17 protein-coding genes, 4 tRNA genes, 1 pseudogene and 1 riboswitch are annotated in these 17,149 nt (G+C 69.0%); of the genes and pseudogenes, 9 read left to right on the top strand and 13 right to left on the bottom strand.

Annotated features, from left to right (window positions below):
* The 4 genes and pseudogenes from QM634_RS11340 to QM634_RS11325 form a co-directional block, all read left to right on the top strand.
* Positions 1-252: pseudogene (locus QM634_RS11340) on the top strand (hypothetical protein); the annotation flags it as partial.
* 32 nt (positions 253-284) lie between these two features.
* Positions 285-1,949 carry a DNA repair helicase XPB gene (locus QM634_RS11335; RefSeq protein ID WP_415042886.1) on the top strand — a complete coding sequence of 555 codons (1,665 nt, stop codon included), beginning with the start codon at positions 285-287 and terminating at the stop codon, positions 1,947-1,949.
* A 121-nt stretch (positions 1,950-2,070) separates the two neighbouring features.
* Positions 2,071-2,544, top strand: a complete 474-nt coding sequence (locus QM634_RS11330) for a hypothetical protein (RefSeq protein WP_415042885.1) — start codon at positions 2,071-2,073, stop codon at positions 2,542-2,544.
* A 58-nt stretch (positions 2,545-2,602) separates the two neighbouring features.
* Positions 2,603-3,808 (top strand): lipid-transfer protein, encoded by a 1,206-nt coding sequence (locus QM634_RS11325; RefSeq protein WP_415042884.1) that lies wholly within the window; start codon positions 2,603-2,605, stop codon positions 3,806-3,808.
* Here QM634_RS11325 and QM634_RS11320 read toward each other — a convergent pair whose 3' ends face one another.
* On the bottom strand, positions 3,809-4,678 hold the full coding sequence (locus tag QM634_RS11320) for an oxidoreductase (RefSeq protein WP_415042883.1): 870 nt from the start codon (positions 4,676-4,678) through the stop codon (positions 3,809-3,811). It abuts the gene before it with no gap.
* A 131-nt stretch (positions 4,679-4,809) separates the two neighbouring features.
* Here QM634_RS11320 and QM634_RS11315 point away from each other — a divergent pair, with 131 nt between their 5' ends.
* Positions 4,810-5,181 (top strand): hypothetical protein, encoded by a 372-nt coding sequence (locus QM634_RS11315; protein ID WP_415042882.1) that lies wholly within the window; start codon positions 4,810-4,812, stop codon positions 5,179-5,181.
* Between the two features lie 24 nt (positions 5,182-5,205).
* On the opposite strand, the gene QM634_RS11310 is transcribed toward QM634_RS11315, so the two are convergent.
* The 4 genes from QM634_RS11310 to QM634_RS11295 all read right to left on the bottom strand — a co-directional run bounded on the left by QM634_RS11310 (position 5,206) and on the right by QM634_RS11295 (position 8,592).
* The gene (locus tag QM634_RS11310; protein ID WP_415042881.1) at positions 5,206-5,559 is read right to left on the bottom strand and encodes a TfoX/Sxy family protein; all 354 of its coding nucleotides are present in this window, start codon (positions 5,557-5,559) and stop codon (positions 5,206-5,208) included.
* Between the two features lie 9 nt (positions 5,560-5,568).
* A complete protein-coding gene (locus QM634_RS11305; RefSeq protein WP_415042880.1) occupies positions 5,569-7,284 on the bottom strand; it encodes an adenylate/guanylate cyclase domain-containing protein in 1,716 nt (571 codons plus the stop codon).
* A gap of 67 nt (positions 7,285-7,351) precedes the next feature.
* A complete protein-coding gene (locus tag QM634_RS11300) occupies positions 7,352-7,903 on the bottom strand; it encodes a YceI family protein (RefSeq protein ID WP_415042879.1) in 552 nt (183 codons plus the stop codon).
* 83 nt (positions 7,904-7,986) lie between these two features.
* Complete coding sequence (locus QM634_RS11295) at positions 7,987-8,592, bottom strand: NUDIX hydrolase (protein ID WP_415042878.1); 606 nt, start codon at positions 8,590-8,592, stop codon at positions 7,987-7,989.
* A gap of 42 nt (positions 8,593-8,634) precedes the next feature.
* Between QM634_RS11295 and QM634_RS11290 the strand changes: the two genes are divergently transcribed.
* Both QM634_RS11290 and QM634_RS11285 read left to right on the top strand, forming a co-directional pair.
* A complete protein-coding gene (locus QM634_RS11290; RefSeq protein ID WP_415042877.1) occupies positions 8,635-9,723 on the top strand; it encodes an S-(hydroxymethyl)mycothiol dehydrogenase in 1,089 nt (362 codons plus the stop codon).
* Complete coding sequence (locus QM634_RS11285; protein ID WP_415042876.1) at positions 9,723-10,349, top strand: MBL fold metallo-hydrolase; 627 nt, start codon at positions 9,723-9,725, stop codon at positions 10,347-10,349. Before QM634_RS11290 ends, QM634_RS11285 begins: the two co-directional genes overlap by 1 nt.
* Here the strand turns inward: QM634_RS11285 and QM634_RS11280 are convergent.
* Positions 10,333-11,724: an MFS transporter gene (locus QM634_RS11280; protein ID WP_415042875.1), complete on the bottom strand. Its 1,392-nt coding sequence runs from the start codon at positions 11,722-11,724 to the stop codon at positions 10,333-10,335. The genes QM634_RS11285 and QM634_RS11280 overlap by 17 nt on opposite strands.
* 279 nt (positions 11,725-12,003) lie before the next feature.
* On the opposite strand from QM634_RS11280, the gene QM634_RS11275 reads away from it, so the two are divergent.
* Complete coding sequence (locus QM634_RS11275) at positions 12,004-13,725, top strand: DUF3556 domain-containing protein (RefSeq protein WP_415042874.1); 1,722 nt, start codon at positions 12,004-12,006, stop codon at positions 13,723-13,725.
* Positions 13,726-13,728: 3 nt separating this feature from the next.
* Here QM634_RS11275 and QM634_RS11270 read toward each other — a convergent pair whose 3' ends face one another.
* The 6 genes from QM634_RS11270 to QM634_RS11245 form a co-directional block, all read right to left on the bottom strand.
* Positions 13,729-14,502: a 3-oxoacyl-ACP reductase gene (locus QM634_RS11270; protein ID WP_415042873.1), complete on the bottom strand. Its 774-nt coding sequence runs from the start codon at positions 14,500-14,502 to the stop codon at positions 13,729-13,731.
* A 37-nt stretch (positions 14,503-14,539) separates the two neighbouring features.
* Positions 14,540-14,632: riboswitch (TPP riboswitch) on the bottom strand.
* A 103-nt stretch (positions 14,633-14,735) separates the two neighbouring features.
* Positions 14,736-14,812: transfer RNA gene (locus tag QM634_RS11265), tRNA-Phe, on the bottom strand.
* 32 nt (positions 14,813-14,844) lie between these two features.
* Positions 14,845-14,918, bottom strand: a tRNA-Asp gene (locus tag QM634_RS11260).
* 27 nt (positions 14,919-14,945) lie between these two features.
* Positions 14,946-15,018, bottom strand: a tRNA-Glu gene (locus QM634_RS11255).
* 114 nt (positions 15,019-15,132) lie between these two features.
* A complete protein-coding gene (locus QM634_RS11250) occupies positions 15,133-15,675 on the bottom strand; it encodes a hypothetical protein (protein ID WP_415042872.1) in 543 nt (180 codons plus the stop codon).
* 1 nt (position 15,676) lies between these two features.
* Positions 15,677-15,749, bottom strand: a tRNA-Lys gene (locus tag QM634_RS11245).
* A gap of 81 nt (positions 15,750-15,830) precedes the next feature.
* Between QM634_RS11245 and QM634_RS11240 the strand changes: the two genes are divergently transcribed.
* Positions 15,831-16,739 (top strand): alpha/beta fold hydrolase, encoded by a 909-nt coding sequence (locus QM634_RS11240; protein ID WP_415042871.1) that lies wholly within the window; start codon positions 15,831-15,833, stop codon positions 16,737-16,739.
* 6 nt (positions 16,740-16,745) lie between these two features.
* Here QM634_RS11240 and QM634_RS11235 read toward each other — a convergent pair.
* Positions 16,746-17,149, bottom strand: a 404-nt coding sequence (locus tag QM634_RS11235; protein ID WP_415042870.1) for a CopD family protein, incomplete at its 5' end; no start/stop codon positions are given.

Here is a 17,149-nt window from a genome sequence, read left to right as displayed (position 1 = left end):
GACGCCGCGCGCGGCCGAACCGCCGCGCGGGCCGGCGGCGACGGCGAATCGGTGGCCGCGCTGATCGGCCTGGCGATGCGGACCGGTCGACGACTGCGCATCGACTACGTCGACTCGCACGGCAAGGCCACCCGCCACGTGGTGAAGGTGCAGCTGCTGCGCGCGGGTCGACTGGTCGGCGCCGAGGTGCCGTCGGGGGACGAAGTGCAACTCTCGGCGCACCGCATCACGACCGTCGAACTCCTGGACTGATCGTCCGCGGGTCGTTCGTGGACAATGGTGGGGTGACCGACGGACCCCTCATCGTGCAATCGGACAAAACCCTCCTGCTGGAGGTCGATCACCCCGACGCCGCGGCCGCGCGGGCGGCGATCGCCCCGTTCGCCGAACTCGAGCGCGCCCCCGAGCACGTGCACACCTACCGCGTGACGCCGCTGGCGCTGTGGAATGCGCGCGCGGCGGGGCACGACGCCGAGCAGGTCGTCGACGCGCTGGTCAGCCACTCGCGCTACGCGGTGCCCCAACCGCTGCTGATGGACATCGTCGACACGATGGGCCGCTTCGGCCGGTTGCAGCTCGTCAAGCACCCGGCGCACGGGTTGACCCTCGTCAGCCTGGACCGCGCCGTGCTCGAGGAGGTGCTGCGCCACAAGAAGGTCGCGCCGATGCTGGGCGCGCGCATCGACGACGACACCGTCGTGGTGCACCCGTCCGAGCGCGGGCGCCTCAAGCAGATCCTGCTGAAGGTCGGGTGGCCGGCCGAGGACCTCGCCGGCTACGTCGACGGGGAGGCGCACCCGATCGAGCTCGACCAGTCCGACTGGGAGTTGCGCGACTACCAGGCGCTGGCGGCCGAGTCCTTCTGGGCGGGCGGATCGGGCGTCGTGGTGCTGCCCTGCGGTGCGGGCAAGACGATGGTCGGCGCCGCGGCGATGGCCAAGGCCGGCGCCACCACCCTGATCCTCGTCACCAACACGGTCGCCGGCCGCCAGTGGAAGCGCGAGCTGATCGCGCGGACGAGCCTCACCGAGGAGGAGATCGGCGAGTACTCCGGCGAGCGCAAGGAGATCCGACCGGTCACCATCGCGACCTACCAGGTGATGACCCGCAAGTCGAAGGGCGAGTACAAGAACCTGGACCTGTTCGACTCGCGCGACTGGGGCCTGATCATCTACGACGAGGTGCACCTGTTGCCGGCGCCGGTGTTCCGCATGACCGCCGACCTCCAGTCGCGCCGTCGACTGGGCCTCACCGCGACGCTCGTGCGCGAGGACGGCCGCGAGGGGGACGTGTTCAGCCTCATCGGTCCGAAGCGGTTCGACTCGCCGTGGAAGGACATCGAGGCCCAGGGGTGGATCGCGCCCGCCGAGTGCATAGAGGTGCGGGTGACGCTCACCGACGACGAGCGGCTCACCTACGCGATCGCCGAGAACGACGAGAAGTACAAGCTCTGCTCCACCGCGCACTCGAAGGTGGGGGTGGTGAAGTCGATCCTCGACCGCCACCCCGGTGCGCCGACGCTGATCATCGGCGCCTACCTCGACCAGCTGTCCGAACTGGGCGAGGCACTGGACGCCCCGGTGATCCAGGGCTCCACCAAGACCAAGGAGCGCGAGGAGCTGTTCGACGCGTTCCGGCGCGGCGAGATCGAACGGCTCGTCGTGTCCAAGGTCGCGAACTTCTCCATCGACCTGCCCGAGGCGTCGGTCGCCGTGCAGGTGTCGGGCACCTTCGGCTCGCGCCAGGAGGAGGCCCAGCGCCTGGGCCGGCTGCTGCGCCCCAAGGCCGACGGCGGCCAGGCGCACTTCTACTCCGTCGTCTCCCGCGACACCCTCGACGCAGACTACGCCGCCCACCGGCAGCGTTTCCTGGCCGAGCAGGGGTACGCGTACCGCATCGTCGACGCCGACGACATCGTCGGACCGGCCATCGGGGACGAGTCGGAGTAGCCCCGGAGACCCTGCGCATTCATCCAGCGAACTCCCAGGTACTGCTGTTAGTCTGCTGCGAACGAGATCGAATCGTTACCAAAACGAGTCGCTCTCCCCGTACCTGAATCGTGAGGTTTTCATGCGCACCAGTGCCGTCGCCCGTTCGTTGGTCCTGCCCGTCACCGCTGCCGCCGCGGTCGCCCTCGGCGTCGCGCCCGTCCACGCCGACAGCGTCGACATGGGCAGCCTCGGCTCCTCGGACAACAAGCCCAAGCACTACGGCAAGCTCGGCCGTCCGGGTGCCCCGAACGGCGTGCGCTCGATCAACACCTGGGTGTACGCGCCCGGCGTGAAGGCCCGCGGCGGCGCCTACCCGAGGGGGGCGAAGGTCGGCGTCAAGTGGAACTCGGTCATCGACGCCGGTGACGAGATCCTGGGCAAGGAGTGCAACATGACCGTCCGCGTCTCCGGCCCGCGGCCGCCGGCGCCGTTCAAGACCAAGCTGTGCACCTCCAAGCGCCTCTTCAAGATCAACATCGCCGGCAACTACGTCATCCGAGTCACCGATTCCATCTCCGGCGCATCGAACGCGATCCGTTTGAACGTCAAATAGCCGTAACCACCGGCGCCGGCCCGCGCGCAGTGTTTGTATTGCTCGCGAGGTGATGAGAATGACTGAGAAAGTGTTCGTCGTCGGCGTCGGCATGACCAAGTTCGAGAAGCCGGGGCGCCGCAAGAACGACGACGGTTCCGACTGGGACTACCCCGACATGGCGCTGGAGTCCGGCACCAAGGCGCTCGCCGACGCCGGTGTCTCCTACGACGCCGTCCAGCAGGCCTACGTCGGCTACGTGTACGGCGAGTCGACGTCGGGTCAACGCGCCGTCTACGGGCTGGGCATGACCGGGATCCCGGTGGTCAACGTCAACAACAACTGTTCGACGGGGTCGACCGCGCTCTATCTCGCGGCCCAAGCGGTCCGCGGTGGCCTGGCCGACTGCACCATGGCGCTCGGGTTCGAGAAGATGCAGCCGGGCTCGCTGACCTCCAGCTACGAGGACCGCGCGCAGCCGATGGACAAGCACGTGATGGCGATGGCCGCGCTCACCGAGTTCGCCTTCCCGGTCGCGCCGTGGATGTTCGCCGCGGCCGGCCGCGAGCACATGGAGCAGTTCGGGTCGACGCCCGAGCACTTCGCCAAGATCGGCCACAAGAACCACAAGCACTCGGTCAACAACCCGTATGCGCAGTTCCAAGACGAGTACACGCTCGAGGAGATCCTCGACGCGAAGATGATCTGCGAACCCCTCACCAAGCTGCAGTGCTCGCCGACGTCGGACGGCTCGGGTGCGGCCGTCCTGGCGTCGGAACGATTCGTCGACGAGCACGACCTCGCCGGGCGCGCCGTCGAGATCGTCGGGCAGTCGATGATCACCGACTTCCAGAACTCCTTCGACGGCAGCACCAAGGGGATCATCGGGCACCACATGAACGTGGCGGCGGCGCAGCAGGTCTACGAGCAGTCCGGCCTGGGCCCGGAGGATTTCGGGGTCATCGAGCTGCACGACTGCTTCTCGGCCAACGAGCTGCTCCTCTACGAAGCCCTGGGCCTCGCCGAGGAGGGCCAGGCGCACAAGCTGATCGACAACGGCGACAACACCTACGGCGGCAAGTGGGTGGTCAACCCGTCCGGCGGGCTGATCTCCAAGGGGCACCCGCTCGGCGCCACCGGCCTCGCGCAGTGCAGCGAACTCACCTGGCAGCTGCGCGGCGACGCCGACAAGCGTCAGGTCGACGGGCTGAGCGCCGCCCTGCAACACAACATCGGGCTCGGCGGCGCGGCGGTGGTCACCGCCTACCAGCGCGCCGACCGCTGACTAGAGCGCGGAGTTCACCCCGGTCAGCTGCTGCGACACCGTCCAGAGGCGGGTGCGCACCTTCTCGTCGTCGGCGATCTTGCGGTACGGCGATGGTCCGGGCGGGCCCTGCATGCCGCCGAGTTTCGTCGGCCCGTAGAAGCCGCCGTTGGTCGCCTTCGGGCTGACCGCGGCGTACAGGGTCGGCAGCGCACCGTCGGCGGCCGACTGGGCGAGGATGCGGTTGCCCAGGACCATCACCCGGTCCTGGAACGACTCGGTGTGCGATTGGAGATCGGTGTCGGCGTACCCGGGATGGGCGATCGTCGAGGTCACCGTCGATCCGGACGCGGCGAGCCGCTTGGCCAGTTCCTTGCCGAACAGCAGGTTGGCGAGCTTGCTGTCGCCGTAGGCGCGCCAGCGGTTGTAGCGGCGCTTCTCCCAGTTGAGGTCGTCGAAGTCGATCTTGCCCAATCGGTGCATGAAGGACGACAGCGTGACCACGCGATCGGCGACCTTGTCGGCATCGAGCAGCTGCATGGTCAGCGCGAAGTGGCCGAGGTGGTTGGTGCCCATCTGCATCTCGAAGCCGTCGGCCGTGCGCTTGTACGGGACGGCCATGACGCCGGCGTTGTTGATCAGCAGGTCGGCCGTGCCGATGCGCTTGGCGAAGTCGCGAACCGAGTCGAGGCTGGCCAGGTCGAGCTGCTCGACGCGGGCCCTGGACCCGATCTCGGCGGCCACGGCGTTCGCCTTGTCGAGGTTCCGACAGGCGAGGACCACGTCGGCGCCGGCTCCCGCCAGTGCGATCGCGGTCTGTTTGCCCAGGCCGCTGTTGGACCCGGTGATGATGGCGGTGCGACCGGATTGGTCGCCCAGGTCGAATGTCATGAGAATCCCCCAGAAGTCAGATGTTCGGTCCCGTCGGCGGCGGCAATTCTGTCGAAGAACTTGGACACTTCACCGCCGCCTTCCCCGACCACGATAGGTGACACCCATCACAACGACGAGGAAAGCCGACAATGACTGCAACCATCACCCCCGACCAGGCCACCCGTGAACTCGGCGAGCGCTGGCCCGCCGCGCTCAACGATCTCGACCAGTTCGAGCAAATGTGCTCGGCCGACTGCGAGGTCTGGCACAGCACCGACGACAAGTGGGTCACCGTGTCCCAGGCGGTCGAAGACGCCCGGCGCCGCGTGGGCGGCGGCGAGCCCAACTTCGAGCCGCGCGGGGTCACCTACACCGAGAACGGGTTCTTCAACCAGGCCTTCATCGCCGTCGAGCTCATGGGCAACCCGATGAGGCTCCACGTCATCCAGATCGTCGACGTGAAGGACGGCAAGGCCGTGCGCGTCCAGGAGTACGTCGGACCGGAGATGCCGGTCGAGTAGCCGCGGCCGGCCGGTCGCCGCACGCTAGCGGCCGGTCACCGCCCGGTTGTACTCCAACGCCCTTTCCAACCAGGACTGCAGCGCTTCCCCGTCGTCGATCGCCTCGGCGTCGACGGCGATCCAGCCCGGTCCCATGACCCGCTCGGGTCCCATCGCCATCGGCCCCGCTCCGGGGCGGCGCGCCAGCGCGTCGTGCTCCTGGGCGTCGATGCGGACCAGCAGGCCGCCGCCCTTCAACGCGCAGACGGCCATCTTCTCGTTCACCATGAACGCCCGGCCGCCGAACATGGCGACCTCCCGGGTCACCGGCTCCTCGGCGAGGTGCTCGCGGAGGCGCTCCACGAGGGCGTCCCGCGCGACGGCGGCGCTGTCGGCCACGACCCACCCCTACCGGCGCCGCGCCGTGCGCCCGAGGCGCCGACGGGTCAAGCCGCGGACCAGGTCCCCGACAGTCGGTGTGGCCGTGCCCTGCCGCTCGATCCCGGCGACTTCGGCGGCGGGCACGAACAGTTCGGTCTCATAGGGTCGGCCGCGCAATTGAAGGGCGCCGCGCCGGGTCCAGTTGACCGCCTCGTCGCCGGCGGCGTCGACCGCGACACCACTGGCCACGACCGGCACCTTGGCGTCCTTGGCCAGCTCGGACAGCCGGGCGCACTCGTTGACCGGGTCGCCGATCACCGTGTACTCGTAGCGGGTCTGCGCGCCGATCTCCCCGGCGAAGACGGTGCCGTGGGAGACCCCGATCCCCCACTTGATCGGCAGCTCCTGGCGCAGCCGCTCGGCGAGGTCGCGGGAGGCGCGCAACGCCGCCGCCGCGGCGTCGTCGAGTGCCACCGGGGCGCCGAAGACGGCCAGCGCCGCGTCGCCCTCGAACTTGTTGATCAATCCGTCGTGCTCGTCGATGACCTCGGCCACGATGGTGAAGAAGCGGTTGAGCAGTCCGGCGACCGCCTCGGGATCGAGGTTCGCCCCGAGTGCCGTCGACCCCGCGATGTCGACGAACAGCACGCCCACCGAGGGCGCGGTGCCGCCGGACATCTCGTCGCCGCCGGCAAGGGCGTGCTCGGCGACCGGGGAGCCGACGTGGCGGGCGAACAGCTCGCGCATGCGTTCGCGCTCGGCCAAACCGCCGACCATCTCGTTGAACCCGTGCTGCAGGACGCCCAGCTCGGAGCTGTCGTACACCGCGACGCGGGTGGTCAGATCACCGCGGTTCACCGCGTCCATCGCCTTGGACAGGTCGTCGAGCGGGTCGACCAGTGCCGACCCGACCAGCAGCACGACGCGCGTGCCGGCCGCCAGGCCGATCACCGCGATGACGACGCTGACCCAGTCGACCGACCCACCGGGCGGCGGGAGCAGCGACAGATGGCGGCCGAGGTTCACCGCGAGGAGGCCGACCATCGGGACGGCCGAGGACACCAACCAGACCGCGAGCATCCGGATGCGCACGCTGTAGCGCACGGTGGGCGTGGGCTGGTCGCGCATGGCCATGACGGCCAGTGGTCGTGCGGCGCGCTCGGCGAAGATGTAGGTCAAGCAGCCGCTCGACACCGCGGCCAGGGAGAAGGCGCCCGCCACGACGAGGAACTCGTCGTTGCCGCGGTCCAGGACCAGCGAGAAGACCAGGTACAGGCCCAGCGAGATCGCCCAGGCGGCCATCGTGCCCCAGACCTGGCGGGACGGGATCCGCCCGATCGCCTCGCGCCGACCGGGCTCCGGGCTGGCACCGGACAGGAACCAGTTGAGGTGGGGGCGCAGCGCGATGATGCCGAAGACCAGGTTCAGCACGGTGCCGACGACGATGGCGCCGGCCATCGCCCACAGGACCGGGGTGTCGACGTCCAGCATGCGGCGCAGCTGTCCCCCGTTGAGGGTGAGCTGCACGAGCAGGAAGGTTTCCAGGCCGATCAGGGCGTTGCTGCCGACCAGCGCCAGCCCGGACAGGGTGATCGCGCCGGTGGCGATCCGCTTGCGCTCCTTGTCCGACAGACCCGACCAGGAGCGCTGGTCGAATCCGGGCAGGTGCTGGGGGTGCAGCCGGCGCATGCGCTCGACGAGCGCGGGCAACTGGACGCCAGCGGCGATATCACGGCCGGCCACGCGTCCTCCTAGGTCGGAAAGTCGTCTCCGACTCTAGTGGACGCGCGGCCGGTTCCCTAGGCGCGAGTCAGGCCTGCAGGCCGGCCTCGATCTCCAGCGTGATGGTGATCTTGTCTCCGACGACGACTCCGCCGCCCTCGAGCGGCATCTCGATGTCGATGCCGAAGTCCTTGCGGTTGATGACGGTCGAGGCCTCGAAGCCGGCGACCGGTCCGTTGCCCATGCCCGGGTTGACGCCGTTGAACTCCAGTGCGAGGTCGACCGGGCGCGTAACGCCCTTGAGGGTGAAGTCGCCGGTGAGCACGTAGTCGTCGCCGTCGGGGCGCACGGCGGTGGAGACGAAGGTGGCCTTCGGGTACTTCTCGGCGTCGAAGAAGTCGGCGCTGCGGATGTGGCCGTCGCGCTGGTCGTTGCCGGTGTTGATGGAGTTCACGTCGATCTCGGCGCTGACCGACGGGGTGCCGTCCTGCGCGACGGTGATGGTGCCGGAGAAGGTGTCGAACTTCCCGCGGACCTTGCTGACCATCAGGTGCTTCACCGAGAAGCCGATGGTCGAGTGGGCCGGGTCGATGTTCCAGGTGCCGGCCTGGATGGGGGCGGTGACGGTGGTGGCGGACATGGCAACTCCTTGGGTCGTGGGAAACAGTCCACCCTATTTAACCGGACTGCGGTCCGATTAATTCCCGGGTCTCGGATCGCCCCCTATCGCCAGGCGAAAACCGGCTGTTCCAGCTGATCCACGCGCGTCGGACGGTCGCGGAGCACGACCTCGGCGAACTGGTAGACCAGCGCCGCGGTCGGCGCGTGGATCAACTGGCCGAGGACGGGCAACTGGATGACCGGGCGGGGCGACTGGGGGATCGTGAGGAACCGCGGCGTGCGCACCAGGTCGGCGAAGGGGACGAAGTAGCTGTGCGCGACCTCGGCCGGGTTCGGCCGCAGCGGCGGATCGTCGTCGAGCCAGCACACGACCGGGGTGATGACGTAGCCCGATCTCGTCTCGTAGTCGTCGAGTTCCCCGAGGACGTCCGTCACGTCGGTCTCGATTCCGGTCTCCTCCCGCAGTTCACGACGGGCGGCGTCGACGGCACTCTCCCCGTCGTCGAGTCGGCCGCCGGGCAAGGCGAATTGGTTGGGGTGGTTGCGCATGGTCGCCGGGCGCTTGAGGATCCAGATGCCGTGCGTGTCGTCGCGCCGCACGACCGTGAGTGCGACGGCCGCCTCGCGCAGCCGCCCGTCGCCGTTCTCGACCGTCTGCCGCGACCACCGGTCGAGGCGCTGACGGGCCAGATCGCGCGCAACATCCACGTATTCAGGTCTAGCACCTGGACAGGTGTCTAGTCTGGTGACATGTCGCAAACAGTCAAAGGTGTCATCGCCCGCAGCAAGCAAGCCCCGACCGAGGTCGTCGACGTCGTCATCCCCGATCCCGGCTCGCGGGACGTGGTCGTCTCGATCAAGGCGTGCGGGGTCTGCCACACCGATCTCGCCTACCGCGAGGGCGGCATCAACGACGAGTACCCGTTCCTCCTCGGCCACGAGGCCGCCGGGATCGTCGAGTCGGTCGGCTCGGACGTCACCCATGTCGAGGTCGGCGACTTCGTCGTGCTGAACTGGCGCGCGGTGTGCGGCGACTGTCGCGCGTGCAAGCGCGGCCGGCCCTGGTACTGCTTCAACACCTTCAACGCCAGCACGCCGATGACCCTGACCGACGGCACCGAGCTCACCCCCGCGCTGGGCATCGGGGCCTTTGCCGAGAAGACCCTGGTCCACGAACTGCAGTGCACCAAGGTCAACCCGGAGACCGACCCCGCGGTCGCCGGCCTCCTCGGCTGCGGCGTGATGGCCGGGCTCGGTGCGGCGATGAACACCGGTGGCGTCGGTCGCGGCGACTCGGTCGCGGTCATCGGGTGTGGCGGCGTCGGCGACGCGGCCATCGCGGGCGCCAAGCTCGCGGGTGCATCGACGATCATCGCCATCGACCGCGACCCCGCCAAGCTCGAGTGGGCGCGCGAACTCGGCGCCACGCACACCGTCGACGGATCAAAGACCGAGGACGTCGTCACGGCCGTCCAGGACCTCACCGACGGCAACGGCGCGGACGTGGTGATCGACGCGGTCGGCCGCCCCGAGACCTACAAGCAAGCGTTCTACGCCCGCGACCTCGCCGGCGTCGTCGTCCTCGTCGGCGTCCCCACGCCGGAGATGACGCTGGAGATGCCGCTGGTCGACTTCTTCTCCCACGGCGGTGCGCTCAAGTCGTCCTGGTACGGCGACTGCCTGCCCGAGCGCGACTTCCCGATGCTCATCGACCTCTACGAGCAGGGCCGGCTGCCCCTGGACAAGTTCGTCACCGAGAAGGTCGGGATCGAGGACGTCGAGGCGGCGTTCTCGGCGATGGAGGCCGGCAAGGTGCTGCGGTCGGTGGTGGTCCTCTGATGGCCCCGCGCATCGACCACGTCGTCACCTCGGGCACCTTCAGCCTCGACGGCGGCACCTGGGACGTCGACAACAACATCTGGATCGTCGGCGACGACGACGAGTGCGTCATCATCGACGCCGCCCACTCGGCCGCCCCCATCCTCGAGGCCGTCGGCGACCGCACGGTGAAGGCCATCGTGCTGACCCACGGGCACAACGACCACGTCACCGTCGCACCCGAGTTGGCGGCGGCGACGGGTGCGCCGATCCTGCTGCACCCCGGCGACGACATGCTGTGGGAGCAGACGCACCCGGGCGTGGCGCACGACAACCTCGCCGACGGGCAGGAGATCGCCGTCGGCGGCACGGTGCTACACGTGATCAACACCCCCGGGCACTCCCCCGGCTCCTCGGTCCTGCACGCCCCCGACCTCGGCGTTCTGTTCTCCGGCGACACCCTGTTCGCGGGCGGTCCCGGCGCGACCGGGCGCAGCTTCTCCAGCTTCGACGACATCATCGACTCGATCACCGACAAGCTGCTGCCACTCCCGCCGGAGACCGTCGTGCACACCGGCCACGGCGACTCGACGACCATCGGCGACGAGGCCCCCCAACGCGCGGAGTGGATCAAGCGGGGGCGCTGACCGGCACGCCGGGCACCGCGTCGGGATCGGCCCGCACCGCCTCCGGGTTGGTCTCCGGCAGCACGTAGGCGCAGACGACGGTGATCAGCGCCATCGCGCCGAGGTACACCGAAACCCCCGTGGTGGACGCCGTGCGGGCGATGATCCAGGTCATGATCAGCGGCGCCATCCCGGAGACCGCGACCGCGGCCAGCTGGTAGGCCAGCGACGCCCCCGAGTACCGGATCCGCGGGGAGAACAGCTCGGCCATGAACGCGGCGACCGGGCCGTAGGTGATGGACTGCCCGATCGTCGAGACGAAGATGGCGACGAACAGCAGCGGGATCCGCGTCGAGTTGATGAGCCAGAAGAACGGGAAGGCCCACACCACCAGGATGGCCGACCCGAGCAATACCAACGGGCGCCGGCCGATGCGGTCCGACAGCGCGCCGGATCCCGCGATCACCGCCGGCATCACGAGGGCGACGATGAGCACGCAGGTCAGGATGTCCTCCTTGTTCATGCCCAGCCCGCCCTTGTCGGGCGATTCGCTGCCGTAGCTCAGCAGACCCGCGGTCGCCAGGTAGAACGCAGCGTTGGTGCCGGCCATGAGCCCGGCGGCCAGCATGATCTTGCGCCAGTGTCCGCGCACGGCTTCGACCAGCGGCGCCTGGGCGACTTGATCGGCATTGGCGTTCTTCGCGGCGACCTCGCGCTGTAGGGCGAGGAACTCGGGCGAGTCCTCGACCTTCTTGTGGATGTAGACGACCAGCGGGACGAGCGCCGCACTCGCCCAGAAGGGCACCCGCCAGCCCCAACTCTGGAAGGCCGCGTCGTCGAGCATGGCGACCATCACGATCATGACCAGGTTGCCCAGCAACAACCCCAGAGGCACCCCCATCAAGCCGAAGGTGCCGGCGAAGCCGCGGCGCTTGGGCCCGATCGACTCGGTCAGCAGCAGCACCACCCCGCCCCACTGCCCGCCGCAGGCGAGGCCCTGGATGAACCGGAGGGCGACGAGCATCAGCGGCGCGGCCCAGGCGAGCGTGCCGGTCGCCTTGCCGTCGGCGCCGACGGGCACCGCGGGCAGACAGCCGATGAGGAAGGTGGCCGCACCCATCGCGATCAGGCACCACACGAGCATCGGCTTGCGGCCGATCTTGTCGCCGTAGTGGCCGGCGAGGATGCCGCCGAGCGGGCGGGCGATGAACCCGACGGCCAGTGTGCCGAAGGCGTAGATGGTGCCGTCGAGCTTCTCCGCACCGGGGAAGAAGGCGGTGCCGAACACCATCGCCGCCGCGGTGCCGTAGACGAAGAAGTCGTACCACTCGATCGAGCTGGCGACGAGCCCCGCCGTGAGCAGCTTGGCGTGGGACTTCTGACTTTCCTGACTCACCTGTCAGCCTTTCGGTCGCGAATCTTGCGACGACCGTAAGGGCGGGTGCGGCGAGCCGCGCCGCGTTGGCGAAAGTCTGTTCCGCGGCTGAACAGCGGGCGCCAGCGGTCGGTGCGGCGAAACATTGACAAATCGGACGCAATGCGCCCGGATGGTGAACGTCAGCAGCAGTTCGGGTCGAGCACGCCGCAGAGCGCCGACACCACCTGCGCCTGCAGCTGCTCGTGCTGCTGAGCAGAATCTAGAACAGGTTCTACCCATGGGTGTTAGCGTCCGAACATGGGCTTCCTCAAGCAAGACGCACCGCAGGTCGACGATTTCGAGGCGTGGAGCAAGGGCACCCGCGCCGAGAAGATCGTGCCGATGGCCCGACACTGGGCCGAAGTCGGATTCGGCACCCCGGTGGTGCTCCACCTGTTCTACGTGGTCAAGATCCTCGCCTACGCCGGTATCGCACTGGGGATCGTCCTGTTGACGCCGGGCATCGGCGGCATCGGTGAGATCGACCGGTGGTGGACCGAGCCGATCGTCTTCGAGAAGGTCGTGCTCTTCACGATGCTCTTCGAGGTCGTCGGCCTGGGCTGCGGATTCGGCCCGCTCAACAACCGGTTCTTCCCGCCGATGGGCTCCATCCTGTACTGGCTGCGCCCCAAGACGATCCGCCTGCCACCGTGGCCCACCCGCGTCCCGCTGACGCGCGGCACGACGCGCACCCCCGTGGACGTGGTGCTCTACGCCGCGCTGCTGGTCATGCTGGTCGTCGCGCTGTGCACCGGCGGCACCGGCCCGATCCCCGCGCTCGACAGCACGGTCGGGGTCCTGCCCGTCTGGCAGGTCGCGACGATCCTGGGCCTGTTGGCGCTGTGCGGTCTGCGCGACAAGTCGATCTTCCTCGGCGCCCGCGGCGAAGTCTACGGCTCGCTCGCCGTCGCCTTCCTGTTCACCGGCACCGACATCATCCTGGCGGCCAAGCTGGTGTTCCTGATGATCTGGATCGGGGCCGCGGTCTCCAAGCTCAACCGGCACTTCCCCTTCGTCATCTCGACGATGATGTCGAACAATCCGGTGCTGCGCCCCAAGTGGCTCAAGCGCAAGTTCTTCACCCGCTTCCCCGACGACCTGACGCCCAGCTGGGTCTCCCGGTGGGTCGCGCACGTGGCGACGGCGATCGAGCTACTCGTTCCGCTCGTGCTGTTCTTCAGCCACGGCGGCTGGCCGACGACGATCGCCGCGATCGTGATGGTGGGCTTCCACCTCGGCATCCTGGCGTCGATCCCGATGGGGGTGCCGCTGGAGTGGAACGTCTTCATGATCTTCGGCGTGCTGTTCCTGTTCGTCGGGCACTCCGACATCGGGCTGCGCGATCTGCACAGCCCCTGGCCGATCGTGTTGTTCGCGATCCTCGCCACCGTGGTGGTCATCGGGAATCTCGCGCCGAGCAAGGTGTCCTTCCTGCCCGGCATGCGGTACTACGCCGGCAATTGGGACACCTCGCTGTGGTGCGTCAAACCGTCGGCATCGGCGAAGATCGACGAGCACGTCGTCGCTATCGCGAGCATGCCCGCCGCCCAGATGGAGCGCTACTACGGCAGCCCGGAGAACGCCCAGCTGTACATGTACATGGGCTACGCGTTCCGCTCCTTCAACACGCACGGTCGCGCGATGTTCACCCTGGCGCACCGCGCGATGGCCGGCCAGAACGAGGCCGACTACGTGCTGACCGACGGTGAGCGGATCACCAGCACCGCCATCGGATGGAACTTCGGCGACGGCCACATGTGCAACGAGCAGCTCATCGACGCCCTGCAGGAGCGGTGCGGTTTCGAGCCGGGCGAAGTGCGCGTGGTGCTCCTCGACGGCCAGCCGATCCAGACGCAGACCCAGCGCTACCGGCTGGTCGACGCCGCGACCGGCGAGTTCGAGAGCGGCCACGTCCGGGTCGCAGACATGGCGACCCGGCAGCCCTGGGACGACGACATCCCGGTCTTCGTCGACCGGTAGGCCCTACCCCTTGACCAGACCCCCGTCGACGATGAGGTTCTGGCCGGTCACGCCGCGGGCCCACGGCGAGGCGAAGAACAGCGTCGCGTCGGCGAGCTGCTCGGGCGTGGTGACCGCGCGCAACGGGGTGGCGGCGCCGATCGCGTCGAAGACGGCCTCGGGGGTCGCCGCCGACGCATCGGTGGTCCGCAGCAGCCCGCCGGAGACCATGTTGACGGTGATGCCCTCGGGCCCGAGGTCGTCGGCGAAGGTGCGGGTCAGCGACAGGAGCGCGGCCTTGGCGGCGGTGTAGTCGTGGTACGGCACGACCGGGTGCTGGAACAGGTTGGTGCCGACGTTGATGATGCGGCCGAAGCCGGCCTCGGCCATGCCGGCGCGGGTGGCCTGGATGAGGTTCAGCGGGCCCTCGATGGAACCCTCGAATTGGGCCGCGAAGTCGCGGTAGGCGATGTCGGCGGCCTTGGCCCGACCGTCGCCGTTGAACACGAAGTCGACCAGCGCGTTGTTCACGACGGTGGTGACCGGACCGCCGAACTCCTGCTGGGCGGCGGCGACGAGCGCATCGACGGCGCCGCGATCGCGGACGTCGGCCGGCACCGGCAGGGCGCGATCGGGGAACTCGGCGGCGAGGGTCTCCGCGGCCTCCTTCGACGAGTGGTAGTTCACGACGACGCGGGCGCCCTCGCGCAGGAAGGAGCGTGAGATCGCCGCGCCCAATCCGCGGGCGCCGCCGGTGACGACGACGATCTGGTCGTTGAGCGCATGTGCTTCGGTCATGGGTGCCTCTCGGTCGAGGCGAAGGCAGGCCCGGCGCGTCGCCGGGTGTGGACATCCCTTCGCCAGTGCTAACTGGATCAGGTTCGACGGGTGTCATCTCAGCCGCGATGCGGCACCCCGTGTCGCTGGGTCCATCCCACCATCGGTCGCGCACGAGCACAACCATCCCGGCTTTGGCCCACCAATGGCCCTCCGGAAACGACGAAACCCACCCGCTGGGGGTGGGTTTGCGCTGGTGGCCAGAGTCGGGATCGAACCGACGACCTTCCGCTTTTCAGGCGGACGCTCGTACCAACTGAGCTACCTGGCCAGACGGTTCCGGCTCTCGACCGAAACCTTGAGCGACCCTGACGGGACTTGAACCCGCGACCTCCGCCGTGACAGGGCGGCGCGCTAACCAACTGCGCCACAGGGCCTGGTGCTTGAAGCTTCCGCTTCATGCGTACCCCCTACGGGATTCGAACCCGCGCTACCGCCTTGAAAGGGCGGCGTCCTAGGCCGCTAGACGAAGGGGGCCGGTGTTCTCCGTGGGGAGCCGGATCAGCTTATGCCACGCGCTCGCGCAAACACAAATCCGTTGGCACGGCCGTCGTCGACCCCGTCGAAACCGGGAAAAGGGGCCGCGATCGACTAGCGCTGGGCGACCCCGCCGACGATCCGGAAGGCGCCGCGGGAGGTCTTGCAGTTCAGCGTCGCGTGCCCGAACGCGGTGCACGTGATTCCGACGACGTCGATCGTGTGATTGGGCAGCAGGCGCTTGGCCTTGAAGCCCTTCTGATCGTCGTCGAGCTTGACGCGCTTGACGCCGGTGCCGCCGAGCTGGATGCCGTCGAATGCGGACTTCGTCGACGTCGCGCCGCCATGCTCGTCGGACTTGTCGGCGGCCGCCTTGGTCTTCACGGCGCACCGCACGACATAGCCGCGTCCGACCGGGTAGATGCCGCACACGTCCTTCTTCGACGCGGAGTAGCGCCAGCGGAAGTTGCCGTGGCCGCCGTCGGTCGCGTACTTGCTGGAGTCGACGACGACGGTGTTGGCGTCCGGTCCGGCATTCTGGTCGAGGAACGGGATCGCTCCCGCGGTCGTCGGCGCGGCGATGGCGGCACCGAGGGCGACGGCGCTCGCCGCCAGGGCGGTGCCGGCGCGCAGGGCAAGGGGCTGTCCATTGTTCATGTGCCCCCTCTCGGGCTCGAACCGAGGACCTGCGGATTAAAAGTCCGTAGCTCTACCAACTGAGCTAAAGGGGCGGGCGGCGCGCCGACGGGCGGTGCAACCAGGAACAGAGTGTACCCAACCGGTTCAGGTGTGATCTGTGTCATGCTCTAGCCGTGGTTTTCGAGATCGACCGCCCCAAGCTCGAGGGCTCGGTCGCCGTGGGCGACGGTCGCCGACTCGGGTTCGCCCAGTTCGGCAAGCTCACCGCGCGACCGTATTTCTGGCTGCACGGCACGCCCGGCGCACGACGCCAGATCCCACCGGAGGCACGGCAGCTGGCCGTCGACCACGAGATGTGCATCATCGGCCTCGACCGACCGGGGGTCGGCTCGTCGACGGCCCACCGCTACGAGAACGTCCTGCAGTTCGCCGACGACCTGCTGGCCGTCGCCGACGCCCTCGACATCGAGGACTTCGGCGTCATCGGGCTCTCCGGCGGCGGCCCGTACAGCCTGGCCACGGCCTACGCCGCACCCGATCGGGTGAAGGTCGTCGGCATCATGGGCGGCGTCGCGCCCGCGGTCGGACCGGAAGCGATCGGCGGCGGCGCCGTCGAGCTGGCCAAACTCACCGCGCCCATCCTCAAGGTCGCCGGCGCCCCGATCGGCAAGGTCGTCAGCTCGCTGCTGTCGGTCGCGCGACCGGTGGCCGAACCGGCCATCGACCTGTACGGCCGCCTGTCCCCGCAGGGCGACCGGGAGCTGCTGGCCCGCCCGGAATTCCGCGCCATGTTCCTCGACGACCTGTTGCACGGCGGGTCGCGACGCATGGAGGCGCCGTTCGCCGACGCCATCGTGTTCGCCAAGGACTGGGGTTTCCGCGTCGCCGAGATCGATACCCCGGTCCGCTGGTGGCACGGCGACAAGGACCACATCATCCCGTTCCGCCACGGTGAGCACATGGTGGCGCTGCTGCCCAACGCCAAGCTGTTCGAACTGCCCGAGGAATCCCACCTCGGCGGCTTGGGCTTCGCCCACACGATCCTCACCGAACTCAACAGGGCCTGGGACGAGCAGGGCTGAAGTCGCTCAGCCGGGCGGCGCGGTGCCGGCCAGTCCGGCGGCCAATCCGAGCGCCACCGCCATCACGACGACCTCGACCGCGGCGCGTCGCACCGCGTCCCCCGCGCTCCCGCCGTGGCGCTGCGCCTGCGGCACCCACCGTCGACGGTGGACCGCGGCCACGGCGATCAGCGCCACGAGCGCCACGGTCTTCGCGACCACGACGCGGCCGTAGCCGCTGCCCCACAGCACCGCGATCCCCCGACCGCCGAACACGTCCAGGTTGAGCGCTCCGGCGAGCACGCCGGTGACGGCGAGGGCGACGACCGCCCAGAGCGCCAGCGCCGAGAACCTCGGCAGCGCCGCGGCCCACCCGCCGCGACCGCGCACCGTCACCGCGAGGGCGGCCAGGGTGCCGCACCACCAGGCGG

The sequence above is a fragment of the Gordonia sp. (in: high G+C Gram-positive bacteria) genome (genome assembly GCF_047606305.1).
Lineage (GTDB): Bacteria > Actinomycetota > Actinomycetes > Mycobacteriales > Mycobacteriaceae > Gordonia.
The sequence above is the reverse complement of the archived record's forward strand: the minus strand, read 5'-3'. Positions and strand labels throughout refer to the sequence as shown.

What these genes read in the sequence shown, in the direction of transcription:
- QM634_RS11285 (WP_415042876.1), top strand. Translation starts at nt 9,723, where the DNA reads ATGGCCCCGCGCATCGACCACGTCGTCACCTCGGGCACCTTCAGCCTC.
- QM634_RS11300 (WP_415042879.1), bottom strand. Translation starts at nt 7,903, where the DNA reads ATGTCCGCCACCACCGTCACCGCCCCCATCCAGGCCGGCACCTGGAAC.
- QM634_RS11275 (WP_415042874.1), top strand. Translation starts at nt 12,004, where the DNA reads ATGGGCTTCCTCAAGCAAGACGCACCGCAGGTCGACGATTTCGAGGCG.
- QM634_RS11330 (WP_415042885.1), top strand. Translation starts at nt 2,071, where the DNA reads ATGCGCACCAGTGCCGTCGCCCGTTCGTTGGTCCTGCCCGTCACCGCT.
- QM634_RS11320 (WP_415042883.1), bottom strand. Translation starts at nt 4,678, where the DNA reads ATGACATTCGACCTGGGCGACCAATCCGGTCGCACCGCCATCATCACC.
- QM634_RS11270 (WP_415042873.1), bottom strand. Translation starts at nt 14,502, where the DNA reads ATGACCGAAGCACATGCGCTCAACGACCAGATCGTCGTCGTCACCGGC.
- QM634_RS11250 (WP_415042872.1), bottom strand. Translation starts at nt 15,675, where the DNA reads ATGAACAATGGACAGCCCCTTGCCCTGCGCGCCGGCACCGCCCTGGCG.
- QM634_RS11290 (WP_415042877.1), top strand. Translation starts at nt 8,635, where the DNA reads ATGTCGCAAACAGTCAAAGGTGTCATCGCCCGCAGCAAGCAAGCCCCG.
- QM634_RS11315 (WP_415042882.1), top strand. Translation starts at nt 4,810, where the DNA reads ATGACTGCAACCATCACCCCCGACCAGGCCACCCGTGAACTCGGCGAG.
- QM634_RS11325 (WP_415042884.1), top strand. Translation starts at nt 2,603, where the DNA reads ATGACTGAGAAAGTGTTCGTCGTCGGCGTCGGCATGACCAAGTTCGAG.